This is a genomic window from Nocardia transvalensis, assembly GCF_015477765.1.
In the GTDB taxonomy this organism is placed as follows: domain Bacteria; phylum Actinomycetota; class Actinomycetes; order Mycobacteriales; family Mycobacteriaceae; genus Nocardia; species Nocardia transvalensis_A.
In genome coordinates, this window is sequence record NZ_JADLQQ010000009.1 from 13999 (window position 1) to 32725 (window position 18727).

The window sequence follows — 18727 nt, forward strand, 5'->3', positions numbered from 1 at the left end:
TGATCTGGTGACTGATCTGATGAACTCCGGGAAGATCAGCTCGTCGACGGTGGGGGAGGCGATTCGGAAGGACTTTCCCATTCTGGAGCGGCGATTCGGGCCGAATCCGTTGGTCTACCTCGACAATGCCGCGACCACCCAGAAGCCGCGCGTGGTGCTCGATGCCCTCGTGAACTATTACTCGAGTGTCAACAGCAATATCGGTCGGGGCTACTACCAGCTGAGCATGGCGGCGACCGACACCTACGAGCGGGCACGCGACACCATCCGGCGCGCGATCAACGCGGCGCACTCCGACGAGGTGGTCTTCACCCCCGGCACGACCGCGGCGATCAATCTCCTGACCGATACCTTCGGCCGGTCCGCCGTGACCGCTGGCGATCAGATCGTGGTCACCGGCATGGAGCACAACTCCAACATGCTGCCCTGGCGCAGGCTGTGCGAGGCCACCGGCGCCGAACTCGTGGTCGTGCCGGTCGCCGCCGATGGCCGGGTGGCCGCGGAGAGTTTCGCCGCGGTACTCGGACCTCGGGTCCGGCTTGCGGCCGTCGCGCATGTGTCGAATGTGCTCGGTACCGTGAACCCCGTTCGGGAAATGATCCGAGCCGCACATCGTCACGGCGTCCCGGTGCTGGTCGACGGTGCCCAGGCGGTGCCGCACCGGCGGGTGGATGTCCAGGATCTGGATGCGGACTTCTATTGCTTCTCCGGGCACAAGGTCTACGGCCCGATGGGCGTCGGCGTGCTGTACGGCAAGCGAAAGCTGCTCTCGCAGCTCCAGCCATACCAAGTGGGCGGCGGCACCGTGAAGGGTGTGACCTTCGACGAACCCGTCTCCTATGTCCCGGTGCCGGCCCGTCTCGAAGCGGGCACGCCGCATGTTGCCGGCGCGATCGGACTGGCCACGGCGTTCGACTACGTCGACAGTCTCGGGTGGGATGATGTGCGGCGTCACGATGAGCTTCTGGTATGCACCGCAGTCGAAGTTCTGCGGAGCCTGCCGCGGGTGCGCGTTCTCGGCGACCCGACGGCCGACCCGAGCGGGTTGGTCTCCTTCGTCGTCGATGGCCTTCATCCCTACGATGTCGGCGGGCATCTGGATCGGCACGGCGTGGCCGTGCGCAGCGGGGTGCACTGCGCCAATACCTTCGTCGACACGTTCGGTGTCGTCGGTACCGTCCGCCTGTCGTTCGCGGTGTACAACACCGAAGCCGACATCGAGGTCGTGCGGCGCGCACTGACGACCGTTGAACCCGGCCTCTGGACGAAAGAGCATCCGACCGAACGGTTTCTGGCGGTCGACCCGTCGGAACAGGATCACCAGTGATGGGACAGGCGCGATGACAACTGCCGAATTCGATCCGGTGAGCTTCAAACGAACACAACGCACCAACTGGAACGCGATCAGCGAAGGCTGGATGTCGTGCCTGGGCGACTTCGAGACCGGTGGCGCGCCGGTGACCGCACGGCTGCTCGAACTCGGTGGGGTGAAGCCGGGTCACCGGGTTCTCGACGTCGGCACGGGCATCGGAGAACCGGCCCTGTCGGCCGCGGCCGTCGTAGGTCCCACCGGGAAGGTCACCGGAATCGACCTCGCCCCGGACATGATTGCCCGAGCCCGGGCCCGTGCTCACGATGTGGACAACGTCGAATTCGTTGTGGGCGATGTGGAATCGCTGGAGTTTCCCGCCGCATCGTTCGACGTCGTGCTCAGCAGGTGGGGCCTGATGTTCGCGGTCGATCGGGTCGAGACGTTCCGGACGCTGGCGCGAGTGCTGGTGCCCGGCGGCGTGCTCGCGGCCGCCGTGTGGGCCATGCCATGGTCGGACGTGCCCATGATGTCCCTGGGTTTTCAAGTGCTCAGCACCCGGCTCGAGCTACCGCCCGCGTCGCCGGGAGCGCCGGGTCCGTTCAGCATGGGTGACCCGCAGACGGTCGGCTCGGAGCTGGCCGAGGCCGGATTCGACGAGGTCGAGGTGACCGCATCGCAGGCCCCGTTCGTGCTCGAATCCCCTGAGCGGTATATCGAATTCAACAAGGTGGTCAGTCCGCCCGGTCTGAAAGACATGCTGCGACAGCGATTCGGCAGCGAAGACGATCCGGATACCTGGGCGGCCGTGGGCAAGGCCGTCGAGCCCTACCGTACATCGGCGGGCCGGATTTCCCTGCCGAGTAAGACATTGCTGCTGCGGGCTGTCGCGCCGATCGGCTGATCGACATGCGATTCGACACCAGGCTGGTGCACAGCGGACAGCGGCCGACACCGGGCACCGGCGATATCGTGCCGCCGATCCATGTCACGACCACCTACGACCGCTTCGCGCAGGATCCACCGCGCCTGTTCTATACCAGAGGCGAGAATCCCACGCGGGCGGCGTTGGAAGAGTGTTTGGCCGCGCTGGAGGACGCGCGGTTCTGCGCGGTCTTCTCCTCCGGGCAGGCCGCCGCGGCGGCGGCGCTGTCGATTCTGGAGCCCGGGCAGCGACTGGTGTCCTCCGCGGACGTCTACGGCGGCACCTATGCCCTGTTCGCCACGTTGAGCCGATATGGGATCCGGGTCGATTACGCAGATCTCGCCGATCCAGCGCAGCTGCGGCAGGCCCTGGCAAGCGACGTCGCAATGGTATGGGTGGAGACTCCGAGCAATCCGCTGCTGAAAATCACGGATCTGGCCGAGGTGAGTCGGCGGGGCCACGCCCGCGGCGCGGTGGTGGTGGTCGACAACACGTTCGCGAGTCCGGCTCTGCAGCGTCCCCTCGAGCTCGGTGCGGATGTAAGCCTGTACAGCACAACCAAATTCATCGCGGGTCATGCCGATGTGCTCGGCGGCGCGCTGGTTTGCGACGACGAGGCGTTGCACGCCCGATTCGTCGAGCATCGGACGGTGACCGGTGCCGTACCCGGCGGGCTGGACTGCTATCTGGTGCATCGCGGACTCAAGACCCTGTCCCTGCGGGTGGCGCGCCAGAACGCCACCGCGCGCTCGATCGCCGAGGCGCTGTGCGATTCGTCGGCCGTCCTCGAGGTGATCCACCCCGGGTTGCCGTCCCATCCGAGGCACACCTTGGCCGGTCAGCAGATGAGCGGCCCAGGCTCGATCGTCAGCTTCCGCTACCGCGACGATCCGGAAAAGCTGCTGGCGAGAACGCAATTGTTCGCCTGCGCGGTGAGTCTCGGCGGCGTGCGCTCGCTGATCGAATGTCCGGCCTTGATGACGCACCGCCCGATGCCGCGCGCGGTCAGGCTCGCGTCCGGCATCACCGACGATCTGATTCGGCTCTCGGTCGGCATCGAGGATCCGGCCGATCTCGTGGCGGATCTGGCCAACGCGCTGGAGGGAGACCGATGAGCAATTCCATTGCCTCCGAAGAGGTCCTGCTGCTCGACGGCGGCATCGCGACCGAATTGCAGCGCGCCGGGCTGTCGGTGCAGTCGCCGTGGTGGGCCACCCGTGCCCTGCTCACCGAGGCGAACCGGCGAATCCTTCAGTCGGTCCACGAGGCGTATCTCGCTGCCGGCGCACGGGTCATCACGGCCAACACCTTCCGGGCCAATCTGCGTACGCTTCGCGGCACCCGGCTCGACGACGCGGGCCGGGCCTGGATGGTGCACGCGGCCATCGGCGTGGCCGATGCCGCTCGCAGGGAGGCACGTGTCCCGGATGCGTGGATCGCGGGTTCGATCGGGCACGTCGAGGACTGTTACCGACCGGATGCGGTGCCGCCGGACGACGAACTGCGGGCCGAGCACGGTTGGCTGGTCCGCGAGCTGTCCCGGGCCGGGGTGGAGCTGTTTCTGATCGAGACGATGAACACGATCAGGGAGGCCCGGATCGCCCTGGAGCAGGTGCTCACCGCGGGCGGCCGGGCATGGGTGTCGTTCGTCTGTGCGGAGGACGGAATGCTGCTGTCGGGGGAGCCCCTGACCGGTGCTGTGCACGCGGTGCAGCGCGACGGCGCCGAGGCCGTACTGGTCAATTGCACCTCACCGACGGGCACCGAGGTGGCGATGCGAGCACTGTGCCGTGGTCGGGCGGGGCTGATCGGGGCGTATCCGAATATCGAGGACCGGACCGGTCTGCCGCCCTATGAGCATGTCGATCGGGCCCTGCCGGCGGCGCTGGGGCCGGACGAGTTCGCCGAACTGGTCTTCCGATGGCGTGCGGACTACGGCTTGGACATCATCGGCGGATGCTGCGGTACCTCGCCTGCCCATCTTGCGGCGGCGAATCGGCTGCTGAGCGGGTCGATCAGCGGTCGGCGGTGATCTGTTCGAGGCTCTGCCGACCGGTCTCCGGCCCGTAGGTCGCCAGTGCACACACCGCGAGCGCCATCGGCAGCATGCCGAGCGCGGCGGTCGTTCGAATCGAGGGCGCCGTGATCGCGGCGACCGCGGCGGCGAGGATCAGCACGCCACCGGCTTTCGTCACTCCGGCGGAAAACCCGCTGCCGCGCGCCCGTATCGCGGTGGGGTAGACCTCCGCGGTATACGCGGCCAGCACGGCGTTCAGGATATTGATACCCCAGATCGGAATGACCAGCAGCACGTAGAGCACCGCGTGATTGTCGACGACTCGGTCGCCGAGCAGGACGAATGCACTCAGCGACGCACCCATCAGAACGGTCACCAACAGCACCGTCTTCTTGCTGCTCCATAATCCGTACAGCAGGGCGACGGGCAGACTCAGGGGAAATCCGATGATGGCGGCATTGCGGAGGATTGCGCTGGCATCCACTCCCGACAAGCCGAGCCGTTGCAGGTTGGACGGCATCCATTGTTGAAAGCCGTATTGGGTCGTGCCGACGCTGAGGGCGAGCAGTGCCACGGCGGCCGACAACCCGAGAAACGGCGGGCGGGCCAGTTGCCACGAGCTGTTCCGAACCTTTTTCTCGACGATCGGTTCGGGGGCCGACTCGACGATGGCGGCGCCGTAGCGGCGCATCACCGCGGCCGCCTCCTCGGTGCGGCCGTTCATCAGCAGAAATCGCGGGGACTCCGGGATCCACCGATTCAGCACGAGCAGCAGCACCCCGGTCGGTAGGCCGATCAGCCACAGCAGCCGCCAACCGAAGTGGTCCGGCGACGCCCAGGTGGACGCCAACCAGCTGACGATGATGTACGCACCGGCGATGTCGCTGCCGGTGAGGATCATCATCCAGCCCCGGTGCCGCCGCGGAACGGTTTCGCACAGCAGCGCGAAGGTGATGGGCAGCATCCCGCCGACGCCGAGCCCCATGGCGAAGCACATGAGGAGGTTGAGCCAGTAGCTCGGCATCGCACCGCAGGTGGAGGTTGCGATGAACACGACCGCCGCGAGCAGGATCGACGACCGACGGCCGACGCGGTCGCCCAGCCAGCCCCAGAGGAAGGCGCCGATCATGGTGCCGGTGATACCCGAGAGCGGATACAAGGCGATCGGCAGGGCGTCCGCGGTGGGATTCAACGGCCCCTGCAATCCGTATTCCGCGGCCGCGCCCGGTGCGGTGAATGCCAGCGAAACCGGCTTCATCACATCGATGGTGACCGCGGCGGCGAGCACCAGCAGAAGCACGATATGTGCCGGGCGCAGGGGCGCGTCGTCGAGCGGCCTGATGCTTATTCGCTCCGATCGCCGAGGTATCGCGGGTCCGCCGCGCAGCAGCCCGTAGAAGGCCAAGCCGACTCCGGCGAGCAGCAGCAGCATGCCCAACAGCATTTCCTGGGTCATCGCCATACCCGCCAGGCGGTAGTGCATGTCGCGGGCATGCAGGAACATCGGAACATGCAGGGCGGCACCGGCCACGGTGAGGACGAGACCCAGCCGGAATGCGAGCGGGTGCCGGTGCGATTCGGGTGCGATTTCGGCAGCGGATGTCATGGAGTCTGTCCCCCTGGTTACAGCCTGCCTCGAGGTGGAACACTATAACTCGAAATAGTGTTGTCCTTCGTGTGGCAAACAAAGAGCCGTCGCCGGTGCCAACGCGGCGACCGGCCGGTCGGGTCTGCCATTTCGCCGATTGCTCGGCGGAAACCGGCTATCGGCACGCCCTAGTTCCGGTTGGTTGCTTGCGCAGGTAGCGGCGTGAAGCGATTACCATGTATCTATGTAGCTAACAGCTGTCCTGAACACGACCTCCGAGGTGCCCACATGGGAACGAAGCGATATGCGCAGATGTGCGCTGTCGCGGCAGCGCTCGACATCGTCGGCGAGCGGTGGACTCTGCTGATCATCCGCGACCTTCTGACCGGCCCGAAGCGATACAACCAGCTCCTCGATGAGACATTGGTCGGGATCGGCCCCAATTTGCTCGCCGCGCGGCTGCAGATGCTCACCGAACAGGGAGTGATCCAGCGCGAGCCCGTCTCCGGCGACGGCCGGGGCGTCCAGTACCGGCTGACGCCCAGCGGCGAGGCGCTCCGGCCGGTGGTCCTCGGGCTGGCGTCGTGGGGCCTGTCGCATATCGCCTCGTACGAGGGAGACGGGCTGGTGCGTGCCGAATGGGCACGATTGGCGCTGGAGGCGATGATCGCCGTCGGACCGGAGCCCGAGGCCGACGAGTCGTACGAGTTCCGTATCGGCGACGAAGTGTTCCATGTGTGCTGCGAGAACCGCACCGCACGGGTCGTCGGGGGCCCCGCACCGAACGAGCCCGCCCTGGTGGTCACCGCCGACCCGGAGACCTTCATCCGGATCGGAACCGAGCAGATCGCCGTCCTCGACGCGGTGTTGTCAGGCCGGGTGGTGATCACCGGTGACACCAATTCTCTGTCGCGTTGTCTGCGATTGCTCGACCTCGAGCTCACCTCTGGCGCGCCCGGTGCGCAGGCCACGAACGCCGAGGCCGTCGACATGTCCTGACCGCGTCGTCTCGTAGGGTTCGAGGGCCCGCCGGAGACTTTCCGGCACCCGGGTCGGTTCCACCTGGGATCCGTTGTCGCGCATGCACGCCACGCGCTGGCGGCCGCGGGCGACCAGGCGTTCCGCCCCGGTGTTGTCCTCGATCTCGAGATAGGCGAATTCGAATTCGATCTGGGTCTGGGTGAGGTCGACCAGCGTCATGCGAATGACGAGCCGCCGGAACGCGGTCAGTTCCGCGAAGTACTCACAGTCGCACTTGATCGTGAACAGCTTGAGGTCGCGGTGCAGTTCCTCGAGGACGTCGGACGCGTGCTCCAGCAGGAACATCTCTCGACATCGTCCTTGCCAGCGGAAGTAGTGCACGAAGTAGACGTTGCCGACAAGGTTGGTCTCTTCCAGTCCGACGGTGTGGGACATTTCGTAAGCGCGCACGTGTCAACCTTTCTCGGCCACCGAGAACACGACCGGCAGGTTCGGAGTCGGCGCAGCCAGGACGGTGGCGAACGACCAGACGACCGCGGTGCCGTGCCGGAAAGCCAGCCAGCCGTCGCTCGTGGTGTCGATGTCCACTGTGAGTCGGGGTCCGGTCACCGTGACACCGAGCTTGATCACGGCCTCGCGAGCACTCCACACGCGGGTCGCGGCGGTGGCGAACGGTTCACCCGCGACCCGGCTGCACATCTCCGCGAGCGCGACCCCCGAGGCTCCCAGCAGGTCGTTCCAGTGTGCAGCCGGGCGCTCCTGGACGGGTTCGAGATCGCAGCCGAGTGGGCACTCCCCGGCGACGACGAGGGTGAGACCGGCAGCATGCGAGAAGCTGATGTACTCGTCCGCCGTCTCGGGACGGCCATCGGGCCGGTAGCGGATCGTCGAGGCATGTCCGAGTGCGGCGGTCAGCGCACGTCGACTGGTGTCGCGGCGGCCCGCCCCGCCGTTGCCCGGTCCCACACCGAATGTGGGTGGCCGGTCACGCACGATCGCCAGTTGTACGGGGCGGAGCAGCAGATCGTCCAGACGCCGCTGTAGGTGGGGGCCCAGCAGTTCCGGAGTCCATCCGTCGAATCCAGCAATCGGTGCCACCGCGGTGAGTTCGAGCGCCTCCCACACCGCGACCGGATCGCCGTGCTCGTCGCGGACGATGATGTCGTACACATAGGTGGCTCGGTCGTGGGACCGTTCCAGGGCGGTCAGCGTGACGGTCCGCGCGTCGGGGGACACCGGGAACCACGCGATGCGTGCCACTTTCGACGGCAGCAGCGTCGAATCGGGGACGCAGACCTGGATGGCGTGCATGAATGCGTCTCGGGCCGCCGGGTCGGCCAGGAGGAGTCCGTTCGGTAGCAGCGGGGAGAACCATCGGCCGTCGCCGACCCGGATGCGCGCCACGCACCGCCGGGCGGAGATGTGCCGGTAGTCCTGCACCGCGCGAAACATCGGCCCGTGGAACATGATCCGGTCGTAGAAGTCGGTGTCGATCGGCATGCCCAAGCCGGCATCGACAGTGGTGGCGGCGTCGGCGAACTCGGCCACTCGTCGCAGCGGCTCGGGTGGGAGCGGGGGTGCGGTGTCGTCCTGTCGAGCGCGTCGGCACGTGCCGCGAAAGTGATCGGTCTGGAATGCAGTGGTACTGGACCGGATTGCGACTCGCACGGTGTCACCGCTTCGGAGTGCGGCGAGTCTGATCGTCGCTCCGGCGTCCGATGCCACGACGATCGGTCGGCGAAATTCGAGGTCGACCAGATCCACCGGCCGAGGTTCACCGAACAGCGCCGCCGCCGCGTGTGCCATCGCTTCCATCCCCATCACGGCCGGGAACAGTGCGTCGCCGGAGAAGAGGTGGTCGCCGAGATACGGGTCGGTGGCCGCCGAAACGTCGGCGTCGGCGATCAATTCGATGCCGGGGATGTGCAGCAGCGGCCGCTCCAGGAAGCGCAGCAGCGGCAGTTCGACGTCGTCGAATCGAACGGTCGGCAAGCCCGTGGTGCGCCCGAGGACGACGACACTGGTCGGGCAGTCCCGCGCACGCAGCAGATCCAGCATGATCTCGACACCGGCATCGGTGGGGATCGGCTCGATACCGTCGCGGATCAGCGAATCCAGTACGCCGAGCCGTTCGCCCATGCCGGTCCCGGACCACACTGACCATTCGATGGTCAGGCACCGGCAGTGCGTGAAATCCGCGGCGAGGTCGTCGATGCGGGAGCGCAACCAGTCGTTGGCGATCGCATAGTGGGCCTCGCCGCGCAGACCGGCCCGTCCGATGATGCTGCCGAAGCCCACGACCAGACGCAGTTCGGCAGCCTCGACCGCGGCGAGCAGGTTGTCCAGGCCGTCGACCTTGGGGGCGAGGGTCCGCCCGACGTCGCCGGGGGTGAGTGACCCGATCGGGGTGGGGACGTTGACCCCGGCGCCGTGCAAAATGCCCGTAATGGCACCCAGGTCGCGCCGAATCTCCGCCACGGCGTCGGCCACCGGTCGCGGCTCGGTCACATCGGCCCTGTAATACCGTGCGGTGACACCGGATTCGCGCAATCGGGTCATCGTCGCAGTGACATCGGGATCGTCGAGGGTGCTGCGGGCCAGCACCGCCAGCGCGCAGCCGGTCTGCCGCGCCAGTGCGGCCGCGCATTCGATGGTGATGCCACGCACCCCGCCGGTCACGACGACGACGTCACCGGCGTCGAGGGGAAGACCGGCCGGGTCGAGTGCCAGCTCGCGCAGGACGGGTTCGGCTCGGTCGCCGTCCGAGGTGTAAACGACCTCGCGGAAGGTGGTGGTGGCGGCGATATCGTCGCACAGCCGGTCGGCGATGTGCTGCGGCGCCGATCCGGTGGCGGCGTGGACCACGGTCGTGCGGACGGTCGGCGCCTCGAGGTGCACGGTTTTCGCCAGGGCGGCGGCGTCGCGACCGCGGCCGTCGTCGACGACGACGAGATGCGCCTGCCGATCTATCGCCGCGTGTGCCGCGGTGAGCATCCGCTCGATAGCGGCCGTCTCCGGTTCGCGGGCCCGTGAACCGAGCAGCAGCACCACGCCGTCGCCGAGGTTCGCGCCATCGAGCCGCCGCTCGATTGCCGCCGCCAGTCGATCGGCCTCCGGTGCGAAGACCTGCCATCGGCCCGCAACGGCGGCGCGGCCACTGGGAGGTAACGACCGGGATTCGAGTGCGACGGTGAACGGTCGCACCCAGACGTCGACGCCGGTGAGCGTGTCGGGCGCGGCGGCCGATGCCCGCTCGCCGGCGGTATCGGCGAATTCGTCGATGGCTTCGGCCAGCTCGGCGATCGTCGCGGTGGCGACATTGGTGGTCGGTTCCGGTGCCGGTACCCCGAGACTGCGTACCGCATCCGAGACGAGTTGGGTGATCGTGATGCTGCTCAAGTGCAGATCGTCCAGCGGGCGGGTCTGCGGGGTGATGTGTGCCAGGGGCAATTCGGTGCGAGCGGCGATCAGTTGGCGCAGCGTATCCAACGACGAAAGATCTTCCGCCAGTTCGGGATCGGGCCGGTCGTCCGTGCTCGACGGCGTGGCAACCGCCGACGGAGCCGGGAGCAGGGGCACGTCGGCAGGCTCGTGTTCGCAGGGGCTTTCGATGAACAGGAAGCGTTTGTCGATCGAGATGCTGCGGTGGAACCGCTCGGCGGCGATGGCGCCCAAGTCGGGGCGGGCCCCGAGCACGTAGCATGCGGCGAGTGTGCCCAGCACTCCGGTCACCGAGCTACCGTCGGTGTCCATGGCAACCACCGGGACCGCCGGGCATACGTCGGCGGCCAAGGCCGACAGCGTCGTGCCCGGTCCGACCTCGATGAGCAGATCGCAGGTCTCGGCGAGCTGCGCCAGCGCCGCCGCGAACCGGACCGGTGCACGCACCTGCTGCACCAGCAGATCGGCGACGGCGGAGCCGGGCTCGAGAGGGCCTGCGGTGACGGTCGAATAGAGGCCGGGCCGTTCGACCTTCCCGATCTCGATCTCGTCGAGGTAGCGACCGAAGGCATGTGCCGCAGGCGCCATCGAGGGAGAGTGGAACGCATGCGAAACCGCCAGCGGCCGGCAGCGCAGCCCGTCCGCACGGGCGGCGTCGAGCACGGCGTCGACGGCCTCGTCCGGACCCGCGACCACGGTGTGGGCCGGGCCGTTGTATCCGGCGATAACCACCGGGCTCCCCGGTAGCAGCGTGGCCACTCGCTCGGCGCTCGCCTCGATCGTCGCCATACTGCCCGGCTCGGCCGCGCATTTCATCGCCTGCCCACGGAACGTCGCAATGCGCACCAATTCGGTCTGGTCGAATACCCCCGCCCAGTGCAGTGCGGTCAGCTCGCCCAGGCTGTGTCCGACACAGCCGGTCGCGGTCACATCGACGGCATCGAGCAGTCGCAGCCCGGCCAGCGAGGCGGTGGCGATCCGAGGTTGCGCATTCTCGGTGGCGGTGCCCCCCGCGTGGACACCGACCTGCCGATACAGCTCCGCGATGGCCGGAAATCTGCGGGCGGGTGCACCGCCGTCGCCTCGCCCGGGCGCGCCCTGCCCTGGAAACATCAGCCCGATACGCGGATCGGCGTCGGTGTGCGAGCCGAGGAACTGGCCGCGGGCCGGATCGAATCGATGCCGTTCACCGGCGGCGAGCACATCGGCGAGTTCGGTCAGCCGGTGCGCGGCCTGCTGCTGGTCGGCGGCCACCACCGCCGCCCGGACCGCCGAGTCGGCGTCGGTGCGGATCAGCTCCGCGGACAGATCCGCGAGTTCGGCAAAGGAACATCGGGCGGCCAGCGCCGCGACCGTCCGTAGCCGATCCTCGAGGTCGGTGGCGGTCGCGGCCGACGAGACGAGCAACTCCGCATCCTGCGCGCTGTGTGCCAGGCGGGCACCGAGCGTGCGCGGCAGCGGCCGGGGCGGCTGGCGGCCTTCCAGCGCGAGATGGGCGTTGATGCCGCCGAAACCCAACGACGAGACACCGGCCCGCCGAAGCGGCGGGGGGTGCGGCCAGGGCAGGGCCGCGGTGGGAAGGTGGAGTCGGCCCTGCGGGTCGGCGAATATCGGATGGGGACGGACGGTTCCGGTGATCGGCGGAATGGTCCCGTGGTGAATAGCGAGCGTGGTCTTGATCAGGGCCGCGATACCGGCCGCCGCCTTGGTGTGGCCGATATTGCCCTTGACCGTTCCGATCGCCACCGGTGGTCGATCGGCGCCGCGTCCGGCCACGGCACGGGTGAAGGCCTCGAGCTCGGTTCGGTCACCGACCGCCGTGCCGGTGCCGTGGCCCTCGAGATAGTCCACGGAATCGATCCCGAATCCCGCCATCCGATAGGCGCGTTCGATGGCGCGAAGGTGTCCGTCGCGCTCGGGACGGGTGACGCCACCGCGACCGTCGGAGGAGATGCCCCACCCGGCGATCGTCGCGTAGGTCCGCAGACCGCGGGCGATCGCATCGTCCTCCCGCAGCAGCACGATCATGCCGCAGCCCTCACCGGGCCAGAAACCGTTCGATTGTTCGTCGTAGACCCGCATACCCGCGGTCGACAGGGCGCCGGTCTTAGCGAACCCGACCAGTTCGAACGGGTCGATCGAGATATCGACGCCGCCGACGACCGCGGCATCGATGTGACCGGCGGCCAGCGCGTCACACGCCTGTGTGACCGACAGCAGCGACGACGAGCAGGCGCCGTCGACGATGAATCCGCCACCGCCGAAATCGAAGTGGTTACAGATCCGCCCGGCGATCGTGTTCGCCAAGCCCCCGGCGAGACTGTCCTCGGTGATCGCCGGGAACGGCGCCTTGTAGTCGGCCTCGTAGTCGTCGAGGAATACGGCGATATCCTCGGCCGCCCACCCCTTGCGGTGCAGTGCGGCGGCCAGGGTACGCCGCACATACGGCCAGCGCAGACGCATACCGGTGGCGCGCGTCATATCACCGGTGAGGGTGTTTCCGACGATCACGCCGACACCGGCCCGGTCCAGGCCTTCCCCGGCGGGGAATCCGGCGTCGTCCAGAGCAGCCGAGGCCGTGTCGAGCGCGAGCCAGTGAGCGATATCGGTGGCGCGAAAGACGTTGGCGGCCACTCTATATCGTGCGCGGTCGAACACCCAGCCCACGAGCAGCGCGGCGTGCGTCGCATAATGGCGGTCCGCCGCATCCGGGTCCGCGGCGTAATAGTCGGCCGCGCTCAACCGGACTTTCGGAATGGGCCGGAATGCCTTCCGGCCGGCGAGCACGTTCTCCCACAGCTGTGCCGGATTATTCGCATCGGGGAAGCGGCACGCCATTCCCACAATCGCCAGTCTGGGCATCGGCTCAGGCTCGCTGAACACTCGGGCTCGGCGACAACACCGAAACCGGCTCCGCGGGTTCGAGTTCGGCCCTCCGGCGCCGGGCCGCGCGCACCCAGTGCGCGATCCACGCGTAGCTGCCGCGGATCGCACACACGATCGTCAAGGCGAAGAACAACGTGTACGCGATATTGACGGCGATCAGCAGTCCGTACACGGTCGCCGCTCCGGCACCGAACATGAACTGTGCCCGGGCGGGGAACGGGGTGGTGCCGGGGTCGGTGATCATGTAGTTGGTGAACAACACGAATGCCGTGCCGGTCATAGTGCCGAGGGCGGCGATGAGCGCGACGTCGAACAGTTCGTGCCGCACGATGGCCTGAATGACGAAACCGCCGAGCCAGCCCACGATCAGCGGAATCCGCCGGGTGAGACCGGCATTCAACACAGTGCCCGCGGTGGCCAGGATGAGCGGCACGGCGATCCGGAACATCGTGTTGATGTTTTCGCCGAACTCGTAGGGTGGCGCGATGCTGACCCAGGCGGGGAAACACAACAGGGCCGCGACGATTCCGAGATTGGACGGGTTCATGAAGTGCCGCATCCGTCCGGCGATGGGGGCCTGGAACACGTATTTGCCGGTGATCGCGACGATGACGGCGAACAGGATCGGCCAGAACTGGTTGTTGGCGAACAGCAGCATATTCACCGCCAGCCCGGTGATGTGGGCGGGCAACAGGAATTCGTAGATCCCGCGGATGCCGTGCCCCAGAAACCGGGGCGAGGTCCGGTGTGCCCACGCGGTGATCGTCTCGAAGAGCAGATCGGTCGCGTAGGCCGCCAGCACCGCCAGAATCGGCCACAGCGGAGGCTGCTCGAATCCGAGCAGGGTGTAGCCGACGATGTTCAACACGGTGATCGAGATCGCGAAGTTGCGCAGTGCGAGATACCGCGGATCCTTGGTGGTCGGTGCCGCACCGCCCTTGTGGCCATCGGGGGGTTTGCCGTTCCCGGAGGTCTTGCCGTTCCCGGAGGGTAAGGGGACCGTGGGCTGATGGCCATTGCGTTTGCGGATGAGAGGCGTCATGGCGCAGTGATCTCCTCAGCGATCTCCGTGGCGGTGTCGGTCAGCATCAGCGCGTAGGTGCCCGGTGCCAGTCGGAGGGTTTGGTGGTGGCGGACGCCGGCGTTGTCGAGCCAAGCGATTTCCGCGGATACGGGATCGGCTGCGGTACCGAGTCCGAAGTGAACGTCGAAGCTGCGCTTGCCGCCGTGGCCGCTGCCGCCGTCGAGTTGGTTGACCATGGTCCGGCCATCGGTGGTGCGCACCGTGACGGTCGCGTTGTATGCGGGCTGCCCGATGACCGGCCCACCCTGGGCACGATCGGACGACTGCGCCGGTCGATACAGGTGCAATTCCAGCGAACGGCCAAGCTCCGGCGACCGGTTCGCGAAGAACGCCGGGGGTCCCCACTGGCGGGCGACGGCGAAATCGAGTGCCCCGGTGCCGGTGGTGTCGGCGATGGCCACACCCCGCGTCGGAATCTTCGCGTCGGTGCCGACCCGATGGGTGATGTCGACGTATTTGCCGTCGCTTCCCTTGGCGTACAGAGCCATGGAGTCGCGCCCGGAAAGGTCGTCGCCGGGAGTGATCCTCGGCCACATCTTGGGATCGTGTAGCAGGACGTCGTTGCTCGTAGCGAGTTCCTGCAGCCACGCCCAGCGGTTGCTGAACCTGTCGCCCTGGACGAATCCGTCGGTCTGCAGCACGTCGAGATCTCCCGAGTTGCGCAGGTCGGCGGCCTTGATGTCCCAGCACCAGCCCGTCCAGGCCAGTCCCATTTGCTGGGCTTGTTGCGAGAACTCCGCTTGCCCGGCGGCAAGTGCTCGGCGCATGGCATCGGGCGTGGCCGCCTCGTTTCGCCACACGAAATTGCTTTCCTGCAGTCCCCAGGGTGTATCGATATTGCTGACGATCATGTCGAACTTTCCGCGTCGATAGAGATCGACGAAATCGACACCCATGCCTTTGAACGAGTCACTGCCCAGCACGAACGATTTGGGGGTGGTCCAGTCGCGGTTTCCTGTCGCCGTAGTGAAGCGGATGTTGCCCGGCGTGGACTGGTTGTAGAGCAGATGATCATGGCCGAAGTCGTTGCCGATGTACAGCTCCGGAAGCAGTTCACCGGTGAGATCGCCGGCCGCGAGCGCCAATGTCCAGCCCGTGGCGTCGTCATATGGAATCGCTTGTTTCTGCTCGACATACGTCGGGTTTCCGGCGTGATCGTTGCCGTTCCAGCGGAAGACCCGCTCACCGGCGCCGTTTCTCGCATTCGACATCGAGTCGTTCATGACGACGTCGGGATGACCGTCCGGGTCGAGCACGGCAGAGTTCGGAAAATAGTTTCCGAAGACGATGTCGGGATGGCCGTCGCCATCGAAGTCCGCGATCGAGACGGCGTTGGTGTTCCACAGTTCGCCGCTGTAGCGCCCCGCGGTGGCGGCCGACGGCACGACCTCGACCGGAGTGTAGGACGAAGCCGACAGCTCGCCCGGATTCCCCTTGTGCTGGAAGATGATCGGCGTTCGTCCCCAGTAGTAGACCAGCAGGTCCATCCGGCCATCGCTATTGAAATCGCCTGGCGCACAACCCATCGGGGCCATCGTCGAATCCATGGCCAGCGGTTCGGGTTTCAGGACGAACGGGGAGAACCGATCGGCCGGTTGCGCGGTCGGCGTGTAGGTGACGATCACCGAGTCGGTGCGCGTGTCGACCAGGCACATCCCGTCGGAGCGCCCGTGCCCCACAAGATCGTTGATCGCGACCGATGCGCCGACCGACGAAATCCACGATCGGATGTGCTGGTAGGCCGGATTCACCTCGCGCACAGTCTTCGTCGGCACCGCCTCGTAGCCGGGGGGCATCGCGATCGGCATCGACTCCAGCTTGTAATCGGAGGCGACTGCCGCCGGATCGTCGGTGGTGACCTGGTCCCGTGCAATCAGGAACACAGAGACCGACAACACCACCGCACCGAGAGCTGGGACAAGAGTTCTTAAGCGGGAGTTCATGATTCGGCCTGAGCAATCGTCGTCGGGGAGGGGGTCGGGGTGTCGGCGTCCGCGCCCGGGCATCGCTGCCGAATGCGATCGCGCCACACCTCGTAGGCGACCCTGCCGTCGATGGCCGGCTCCACGGGACGGGTAGCAACGGCGATCTCGGCGGCCTGGACGACGCTGTATCCGGTGAAGATTCGCACGGCGGTCTCGGTGGTCGGCTGCACAATGCCTGCGCGCCTGCGCGCCTCGGCGGCGAACACCGCGCCCTGTGCCAGGCACCGGCGATGGTCCGATGCCCGCCGGTCCAGGTCGGCGAGTTCGGATGCGGTGGCGCCGCCGGCGTAGGTTGCCGCCAAACCGAGTCCGGCGTACAAGTCCGCGCGGCGGTGTGACGGGAATGCGTCTATCACCGTGCTGGCGCGTTCGGGATCGGCGCCCGTGACGAACCACAGCGCACGCCCGATCCCCTGATCGATCGCGTGCGGCGCATACTCCGGGTGCCAGGCCGACACTTCAGGTGGGTGTGGGTCAACATACTTCTGGTACACATAGCGATCGGTGTGGAAGTACGCCTGGTGAAAGCCGTATCCGTCCAGCGTCAGCCAGGTCAAGACAGGATCGGTCGTCCCCTGCAGTGCTGATGGGTGCAGCCATCGCGGCAGCCGCGCAAGCGCCCAGCCGACGCCGACGTGAATCATATAGAGATGCTCGTCGGCCGCGGTGATGAAATCCGCGACATGGTGGCTATGGCCGACTGGCAGCGCATCTCGGATCGCCAATGCCATGGCTGCCCCTTCGAATGCGAAGCCCCTTCGCGCACTATCGATTTCGGAAAGGAGGGTAGCTGCTTCCGCTGCCGAGGCTCGCTCGGCGCCGATACCGAATCCTTCGATGAAGGTCGCCCCTGCCATCTCCAGGCATGCTGCGGCCTGTGGGTTGCGAGCGGGGAAGCCGCGGACCTCCAACAACGCCTGACGCCGATTCGGCGTCAAGATCATTCGGCGGAGCCCTCCCAACGATGAGACCATCTCTAGCACTCCCTCGTGGATCTTCACTCAAGGTTGGCATCCGACCGGTGGCTGTGGCTTCTTCCCCGTTGCTCAGTTCATCAAATGGAAGTAACCTTTCGACCAGCGTCATTGAGCCCCGTTCCGCGAGCGGCGCCGACGTCGACTGCCGCGTTCGCTTGCGCAGGGGTCCCGAGGGGAGGGGGATATCGAGGAGAAATTGCAGGCACCGCTGCGGATCCGGCGGCTTCACCAATGAAGTGTTGATCTTGCAGCCTGCCGGGGGTCGGCGCCTGCGAAGTAAGGTGCGCCCCCTTTGACGAAACACAGATTACTTGGCCACGGTGCCGAGGCGGTTGGGGAACGTCCTGGCCCGCAGGGTGACGGTGGCGTTCGCTACCTGAATACGAGGCGAAAGTTCGCGACATTCCTGAGTTGCGAACGATGGTCGTCCCGTGCCGACATTACTCGGCGTCGCCAATTGTTATGACGTGGGGGTGGATGTGTCCGATCACATCGCAAACAGTATCAAGTACATGTGGGATAATTGCGGGCAACAGATATCGCTCGACGAGCTTGCCGGTGTCGCTAGATACAGCAAGTTCTACTTCGTCCGACGGTTTCGAGCTGAAACCAGATGCTCACCGGTTCGATTTCTCTCCGCTATTCGTTTGGCGAGAAGCAAACACCTGTTGGCGACCACGCCGACGAACATCTCTGATATAGCACACTCGGTTGGATACCTCAGCTACGGGACCTTCACATCTCGGTTCACCGAAGCGGTGGGCCTCAGCCCATCCCAGTACCGTCGTCACGCTCGAGGCGAGCGGATCCCGTTGCGATGGGACGAATCTCACGCCGATGGGGAAGGCAATTCCGGTACCCCCTCGTTCATCGGAAAGCTCCGCGATCGGAGCGGAACGCCGGTGAGTCACGCGTACGTGAGTGTATGCCCGGCGGCTAATCCGCTGTCATCGGCCGCTGCCTCTCTCATCATCGCAAACAACGGCAGGTTCACCCTGAATCGACTCCCACCGGGGAGATGGTTCGTCCGAGCGATTTCAGCCTCTCCCGCCGTTGGCCAGACCAATGGTCGGGTTGCCGGAGATGTTCGCATCGGAAGTGTCGAGGTTCAGCTCGGAAGAAGCGAACCGCTCGAAATCCGAATCATATTGGCAGAACAAACGATTCGAACCCCTCCCTTTCTGTTGGCACTGCCGAGACGTTGAGTTGCGGGCGGGCGCTATGAGGTAGGTAGTGGTTGTAGGTCGTGAATCACGGGCCGCACATACTCCTCGCGGACCTGATCAACTGCGTGATCAGCGGCGCAGGCTGCCGTCGCGGACGCTATGGCGACGATTGCATGCCGCATCCGCGCCGGCCGTCTGCCCCTCTCGATGATCCTCTGCAACCGGGCGGCCCTCCTCCGGGACACCGCCGCCCGCACGAACCCTTCTGGCCACCAACACCCCCGACAGCATGAGCAACTCGACACCCTGTCATCGCAGTGTCCGTTCCGACTCTGGTGGCTGAACCACGGCGGTTCGGGGTGTCGCCG

11 protein-coding genes and 1 pseudogene are annotated in these 18727 nt (G+C 66.5%); 6 read left to right on the forward strand and 6 right to left on the reverse strand.

Annotated features, from left to right (window positions below):
* Window positions 1–7: 7 nt before the first annotated feature.
* From IU452_RS25735 to IU452_RS25750, 4 genes are read left to right on the forward strand one after another with little or no spacing between them, the layout of a single operon-like run.
* A complete protein-coding gene (locus IU452_RS25735; RefSeq protein WP_324192818.1) occupies window positions 8–1327 on the forward strand; it encodes a cysteine desulfurase in 1320 nt (439 codons plus the stop codon).
* A gap of 13 nt (window positions 1328–1340) precedes the next feature.
* A complete protein-coding gene (locus IU452_RS25740) occupies window positions 1341–2213 on the forward strand; it encodes a class I SAM-dependent methyltransferase (protein WP_195111755.1) in 873 nt (290 codons plus the stop codon).
* 5 nt (window positions 2214–2218) lie between these two features.
* On the forward strand, window positions 2219–3349 hold the full coding sequence (locus tag IU452_RS25745) for a trans-sulfuration enzyme family protein (RefSeq protein WP_195111756.1): 1131 nt from the start codon (window positions 2219–2221) through the stop codon (window positions 3347–3349).
* Entirely contained in the window at window positions 3346–4266 is a 921-nt protein-coding gene (locus IU452_RS25750; RefSeq protein ID WP_195111757.1) for a homocysteine S-methyltransferase family protein, read from the forward strand. Before IU452_RS25745 ends, IU452_RS25750 begins: the two co-directional genes overlap by 4 nt.
* Here the strand turns inward: IU452_RS25750 and IU452_RS25755 are convergent.
* Window positions 4250–5857, reverse strand: a complete 1608-nt coding sequence (locus IU452_RS25755; RefSeq protein ID WP_195111758.1) for an MFS transporter — start codon at window positions 5855–5857, stop codon at window positions 4250–4252. The genes IU452_RS25750 and IU452_RS25755 overlap by 17 nt on opposite strands.
* Before the next feature lie 294 nt (window positions 5858–6151).
* On the opposite strand from IU452_RS25755, the pseudogene IU452_RS25760 reads away from it, so the two are divergent.
* Window positions 6152–6688, forward strand: a pseudogene (locus IU452_RS25760) (winged helix-turn-helix transcriptional regulator); the annotation flags it as partial.
* Window positions 6689–6709: 21 nt separating this feature from the next.
* Here IU452_RS25760 and IU452_RS38400 read toward each other — a convergent pair.
* From IU452_RS38400 to IU452_RS25780, 5 genes are read right to left on the reverse strand one after another with little or no spacing between them, the layout of a single operon-like run.
* Window positions 6710–7270 (reverse strand): acyl-CoA thioesterase, encoded by a 561-nt coding sequence (locus tag IU452_RS38400; RefSeq protein ID WP_324192819.1) that lies wholly within the window; start codon window positions 7268–7270, stop codon window positions 6710–6712.
* Between the two features lie 3 nt (window positions 7271–7273).
* The gene (locus IU452_RS25765; protein WP_195111760.1) at window positions 7274–13123 is read right to left on the reverse strand and encodes a type I polyketide synthase; all 5850 of its coding nucleotides are present in this window, start codon (window positions 13121–13123) and stop codon (window positions 7274–7276) included.
* Window positions 13124–13127: 4 nt separating this feature from the next.
* Window positions 13128–14189, reverse strand: coding sequence for an enediyne biosynthesis protein (locus tag IU452_RS25770; protein WP_195111761.1), 1062 nt, complete (start codon window positions 14187–14189; stop codon window positions 13128–13130).
* Entirely contained in the window at window positions 14186–16261 is a 2076-nt protein-coding gene (locus IU452_RS25775) for a CRTAC1 family protein (protein ID WP_324192820.1), read from the reverse strand. Before IU452_RS25775 ends, IU452_RS25770 begins: the two co-directional genes overlap by 4 nt.
* Entirely contained in the window at window positions 16171–17190 is a 1020-nt protein-coding gene (locus IU452_RS25780) for a DUF1702 family protein (protein WP_195111762.1), read from the reverse strand. Before IU452_RS25780 ends, IU452_RS25775 begins: the two co-directional genes overlap by 91 nt.
* 515 nt (window positions 17191–17705) lie before the next feature.
* Between IU452_RS25780 and IU452_RS39630 the strand changes: the two genes are divergently transcribed.
* Complete coding sequence (locus IU452_RS39630; protein ID WP_416382372.1) at window positions 17706–18398, forward strand: helix-turn-helix domain-containing protein; 693 nt, start codon at window positions 17706–17708, stop codon at window positions 18396–18398.
* Window positions 18399–18727 lie beyond the last annotated feature (329 nt).